Source organism: Deinococcota bacterium (genome assembly GCA_030858465.1).
GTDB lineage: Bacteria > Deinococcota > Deinococci > Deinococcales > Trueperaceae > JALZLY01.
Genome location: JALZLY010000373.1, coordinates 1 through 5,818 on the forward strand (window position 1 = coordinate 1; position 5,818 = coordinate 5,818).

General features: G+C 65.3%; 4 protein-coding genes. 3 read left to right on the forward strand and 1 reads right to left on the reverse strand.

The genetic code is table 11. The annotated features are described in order from the left end of the window. The first annotated feature begins 92 nt into the window (after positions 1 to 92). From M3498_18430 to M3498_18440, 3 genes are all read left to right on the forward strand, one after another. Complete coding sequence (locus tag M3498_18430; protein ID MDQ3461244.1) at positions 93 to 1,412, forward strand: TRAP transporter large permease subunit; 1,320 nt, start codon at positions 93 to 95, stop codon at positions 1,410 to 1,412. Positions 1,413 to 1,495: 83 nt separating this feature from the next. Continuing rightward, positions 1,496 to 2,968 carry a CoA-acylating methylmalonate-semialdehyde dehydrogenase gene (locus M3498_18435; protein ID MDQ3461245.1) on the forward strand — a complete coding sequence of 491 codons (1,473 nt, stop codon included), beginning with the start codon at positions 1,496 to 1,498 and terminating at the stop codon, positions 2,966 to 2,968. A gap of 14 nt (positions 2,969 to 2,982) precedes the next feature. Next, positions 2,983 to 3,990, forward strand: coding sequence for a proline racemase family protein (locus M3498_18440; GenBank protein ID MDQ3461246.1), 1,008 nt, complete (start codon positions 2,983 to 2,985; stop codon positions 3,988 to 3,990). A gap of 6 nt (positions 3,991 to 3,996) precedes the next feature. Here M3498_18440 and M3498_18445 read toward each other — a convergent pair whose 3' ends face one another. Further along, positions 3,997 to 5,817 (reverse strand): alpha/beta fold hydrolase, encoded by a 1,821-nt coding sequence (locus M3498_18445; GenBank protein ID MDQ3461247.1) that lies wholly within the window; start codon positions 5,815 to 5,817, stop codon positions 3,997 to 3,999. Position 5,818 lies beyond the last annotated feature (1 nt).

A 5,818-nucleotide genomic window follows, 5' to 3' on the forward strand; every position in this document is an offset into this window, starting at 1 on the left:
CGCGACGTCGAGGAGATCGACACCGCCCTGATCAAGGAGCTGCGCGAGAAGGGGGCCCTGCCCGACTATGAACGCAACGAAGGAATGACGAAATGACCGACCCTCAAATCGGCATCCTGATGCTGGGCATCTTCATCCTGATTATCTTGCTGGGCTTTCCTATCGCCTTTACCCTGACGGCGCTGGCGGTAGCCTTTGGCTACCACGCCATCGGCAACGCCATCTTCTCGCTGCTGGTGCAGCGCGCCTACGGCGTCATGGCCAACGACGTCTTGATCGCGGTGCCGCTCTTTTTGTTCATGGGCTATATCGTCGAGCGCGCCAACGTTTTGGACAAGCTGTTCTCGAGCCTGCAGCTCGCCGCCCGCAACCTGCCCGCCTCGCTGGCGGTGGCCTCCTTGGTGACTTGCGCGCTCTTCGCCACCGCCACGGGCATCGTCGGCGCGGTGGTCACCCTGATGGGCGTCCTGGCCCTGCCGGCCATGCTCAAGGCCGGCTACGACAAGAGGCTGGCGAGCGGGGTGATCTGCGCGGGCGGCTGCCTGGGCATCCTGATTCCGCCCAGCATCATGCTCATCCTCTACGGCGCCATGGCCGGCGTCTCGGTGGTGAGGCTCTACGCCGCCGCCCTCTTTCCGGGTTTTATCCTGGCAGGCATGTACATCATCTACGTGATCATCCGGGCGCTCCTGAACCCCAGCCTCGCACCACGGCCGACCGAAGAGCAGATGAACGTGCCCTTCCGAGAGGTCTTCATCGGCCTCTTGACCTCGTTCTTCCCGCTGGCCATTTTGATCCTGTCGGTGCTCGGCACCATCCTCTTCGGTCTGGCGACGCCCCACGAGGCGGCGGGCATCGGCGCCTTTGGCGGTCTGCTCTTGGCCATCCTCTACCGCGGCCTCACCTTCGGGCGCCTCAAGGAGGCGGTCTTCCTGACCGCGCGCACCACCGCCATGGTCTGTTGGCTCTTCGTCGGTTCCTGGGCTTTCTCCTCGGTGTTCTCGCTGCTGGGCGGCCACCACCTCATCGCCGAGTGGCTGACCGGGCTCAACATGTCGCCGATCCAGTTCATGCTCCTGGCGCAGCTCATCATCTTTCTCCTGGGCTGGCCGCTCGAGTGGACCGAGATCATCATCATCTTCGTGCCCATCTTCCTGCCGCTCCTGCCCCACTTCGGCGTCGACCCGCTGCTGTTCGGGGTCCTGGTCGCCCTCAACATCCAGACCTCGTTCCTGACCCCGCCGATGGCGATGTCGGCCTTTTACTTAAAGGGCATCGCGCCGCCGTCGATCCAGCTCATCGACATCTTCAGCGGCATCATTCCCTTTCTGGGACTCGTCATCGTCACCATGGTGATCTTCTACATCTTCCCGCAGATCGCCCTGTGGCTGCCCAACTACCTGTACAGGTAAACTCCATAGGGCGTCGGTATAGACCCTCGCCATTAGGCACCGCCGTCCATAGCTGGAGCACGCGACAAGCGTGAGGAGGTCTCGTGGAAGACACGCTACATAACTTTGTCGGGGGCAAGTGGCAGGGCTCGAGCACAGCCCATTACGCGGACGTGCGCAACCCCGCCACCGCCCAGCTGCTCACCAAGGTTCCCCTGACCCCCGGTGAGGAAGTGGACAGGGCCGTTGGGGCAGCGAGTGAAGCCTTCGAGGGCTGGCGCCGCACCCCCGTCACCGACCGCATCCAGTACCTGTTTGGGTTCAAGGCGCTCTTGGAGGAAAACCTGGACACCTTAGCCCGCGCCATCACCCTCGAGTGCGGCAAGACCTACGCCGAGAGCGTCGGCGAACTGCGTCGCGGCATCGAGAACGTCGAGTGCGCCTGCGGCATGCCGAGCCTGATGCAGGGCTACAACAACGAGGACATCGCCTCCGGCATCGACGAGCACATGTTCCGCCAGCCCTTGGGCGTGGTGGCGGCGATCACCCCCTTCAACTTCCCCGCCATGATCCCGCTGTGGTTCATGCCCTACGCCTTTGCCACCGGCAACTGCTTTATCTTGAAGCCCAGCGAGCGGGTGCCGATGACCAGCCAGAAGCTCTTTGCGCTCATCGAGCAGTTGGGCGTGCCGCCCGGCGTCCTGCAACTCGTCAACGGCGGCAAGGAGACGGTGGACGCACTGCTCGACCACCCGCGGATCCGCGCGATTTCCTTCGTCGGCTCGACGCCGGTCGCCAAGACCATCTACTCCCGCGCCAGCGCCAACGGCAAACGCGCCCAGTGCCAGGGCGGCGCCAAGAACGCCGCCGTTATCCTGCCCGACGCCGACATGGACATGGCCGCCAAGATCTTAGCCGACTCGGCCTTTGGCTGCGCGGGTCAGCGCTGCCTGGCCACCTCGGTGGCGATCACCGTGGGCGAGGCCAAAGGCAGCTTCACCGAGCACATCGCCACTATCGCCGAAAACCGCCGGGTGGGCTACGGCCTTGGCGACGGTGTCGAGATGGGGCCGGTCATCAGCGCCGAGAGCAAGGCGCGCATCGAAGGCCTCATCGCCAAGGGCGAAAGCGAAGGCGCCAAACCCGTGGTGGACGGCAGGGGCAAGCACGTGAAGGGCTACGAAGACGGCCACTTTCTCCACCCGACCATCCTGGACGGGGTCAATCCGCAGGGCGAGATCGCCGGCACCGAGATCTTCGGTCCGGTCCTCAGCATGATGCACGCGAGCAACGTAGAGGACGCCATCCGCATCGTCAACGAGAGCAAGTTCGGCAACCAGGCCTGCCTCTTCACGAGTTCGGGCTACGCCGCCCGGCAGTTTCGCTACGAGGCCAGAGCGGGCAACATCGGCATCAACCTGGGCGTGGCCGCGCCGATGGCCTTTTTTCCCTTCAGCGGCTGGGGCGAGAGCTTTTTTGGCGATCTGCACGCGCAAGGCCGGCACGGTGTCGAGTTCTACACCGAGACCAAGGTGGTGGTCGAGCGCTGGCCCAGGGAGTGGAGCCGGCAGTTCTAGCCGCGTAAACCACGATGGACTTTAGCCGCCTCTACACCACCATCGACGCGCACAGCGCCGGCGAGCCCCTGCGCATCGTCACCGCCGGGATTCCCCTGATTCCCGGCGCGACCATGCTCGAGAAGCGCCGCTGGGTGGGGGACAACCTCGACTTCGTCCGCAGGTCGCTCATGCTCGAGCCGCGCGGCCACGCCGACATGTACGGCTGCTACCTCACCCCACCCGTGACGGAGGAGGCCGACCTGGGCGTCCTTTTCATGCACAACGAGGGCTACAGCTCGATGTGCGGCCACGGTATCATCGCGCTCAGCGCGGTGGCGGTGGCGACGGGCATGGTGGGGGCCAGAGCGCCCGAAACCCGTGTGGGCATCGACTCGCCCGCGGGCTTTATCGAGGCCTTCGTGGAGTGGGACGGCAAACGCGTGGGCGAGGTGCGCTTCGTCAACGTTCCCTCCTTTCTCTACCGGGCCGACCTCGAGATAAGCACGCCGAGTTTCGGCAGATTGACGGTCGACATCGCCTTCGGCGGCGCCTTCTACGCCTATCTGAGCGGCGCCCAGGCGGGGCTCGAGGTCAGACCGGAGCGTTACCGCGCGCTGATTGGGCTCGGCGACGAGGTCAAGCACGCGGTGGAAGAGGCGCTCGAGATCGTCCACCCACTCGAGCCCGAACTGCGCGGCCTCTACGGCACCATCATCGACGGGCCTCCCTCCTCGGAGGGGGCGGATCAGCGCAACGTCTGCGTCTTCGCCGACCGCGAGGTGGACCGCTCGCCGACGGGCACCGGCACCGCCGGGAGGGTGGCGCAACTCTACGCCAGGGGCAGGCTGAGCCTGGGCCAGACGCTCGTCAACGAGAGCATCATCGGCACGCGCTTCACCGGCAAAGCCCTTAGGGAGACGACCGTCGGCGACCTACCCGCCATCGTCCCCGCGGTGAGTGGCCGGGCGCACATCACCGGCTTCTGCCAATGGGTGGTCGAGCCGGAGGATCCGGTGGGCGAAGGGTTTTTCCTCCGCTAGAGCCGCCTAAAGCCGCCGCTCCAAAAAGTCCGCCAGCAGCCTGTAGGTGCGGATCGTCCCCTGGATGTCGCCCGAGGGGCCGTGGCCTTCGTCGCCAAACTCGTGGTACTCGAAGTCGTCCTCGGGGCCGGTGCCTTCCCTCTTGCCCAAGGCGACGATCTTGTCCCGAAAGATGCGCGCCTGCGTGACCGGGCAGCGCGGGTCGTTGCTGCCGTGGAGGATGAGCAGCTTGGCCCTCAGCTTGTCGGCGTGCTCGATGGCGCTGCGGTCACGCCACAGCGCGTAGTCCTTTTCAGGGTCGCCCATCTGCTGGCGGAAGTAGTACCTGAAGTGCTCCATGTCCTCCTCATAGAGCGTGTGCAGGTCGGTGATGCCGATCCAGGGTACGCCCACCTTGAAGAGGTCGGGCTTTTTCACCACCGCCAGAAAGGCCATGAAGCCGCCAAAGGAACCGCCGAAGACGCCGATGCGCGTCTCGTCGACGTAAGGCAGCGTCTTGAGGTAGTCTGCGCCCGCCGCCACGTCCTCCAAGTCCCCTCCGCCCCAGTCCTTCAAGTTGGCGTCGCGCCACGCTACACCGTAGCCCGTCGAGCCGCGGACGTTGGGCAGCAAGACGACGAAGCCGCGGTCGCTCAAGAACTGGGCGTAGGGGTCGAAGGAGCGAAACCACTGGTAGGTTGGCCCGCCGTGGACGATGACGAGCGCGGGCAACTTCTCCCCGGCAGGAATCTCCCTCGGCTTGTAGAGCATCGCCGGCACCTCCTGGCCGTCAAAGGAGGGATAACGCAGGTACTCGTCACCGACGAAGAGCGCCGGGTCGATCGAGCCGTAGTCGGCGGGCAGCAGCACCTCGAGGTCGTCGCTGTCAAGGTCGTAGAGCAGGAGCTCGCCGCGGCGCGTCGGCGAGGCGTGGAGCAGTACGAGCTTGCCGTCCAAGACGAAGTCCGCGGCGGCGACGAAGCCCTCGGGCAGCTTCAATTCCCGCTCCGCGCCCGTCTCCACTTCATAGAGAACGGGGGTCACCTGTGCATCCTGGTTGCGGACGGTGAGCAGCCAGCGGCCGTCCGGGGAAAACTCCGCCGCGTAAGCCTCGACGCCCCCCTGTCCGAGCCAGCGCACGTCGCCCGTCTCCAGGTCCAAGATGCCGGGGCGGTGGCTGCCGCTCGCGTCCGAGGTCACCGCCAGACGGCGGCCGTCCGGGTGCCAGTCGCTCAGGCTGTCTTGCGACCCCTTCTTGACGCTCAGGACCTTGTTGACCTCGGCGCCATCGTGAGAAACGAGGTAGCCGTCCTGGTTGGTGAGGTCGTCCGTCTCGTTGCTAGTGAAAGCCAGCCACGCGCCGTCCTTGCTCCACTTGCCGGCAAAGGCGGGTGCCGCGAAGCTAGTCAGGGTCCGCCACTCGAGCGTCTCCATGTCCAACGTAAAGACGTTCATCTGGCCCGCGCGGTTGCTCATCACCGCGATGCGGCGGTTGTCGGGGTGGACCTCGCCCGCGTACTCCTGTGTCTTGGGGTCGTCGGTGAGCTGGGTAAGCTCACCCGTCCCCAACTCGAGCCGGTAGAGGTTGTTTTGCTCGTCGCCGTCCTTGTCCTTGGCGAAAATAATGGCCGCGTCGTCACGGGTCCAGGAAAAGCCCGCCCGCAGGCCCTTGGGCGCCTGGCCGTCGGTGAGTTGGCGGGTCTCGCGGGTGTTCAGGTCCATCACATAGAGTTCGAAGCGGCCGGTCTTGTCCCAGTAAAAGGCGACCCTGTCGCGGCTGTACGACGGCGTGACGAAGGCGAACTTTGGCAGGCTCGCCAGCTCCTCGAGCGGAATCCTCTTGGCCATT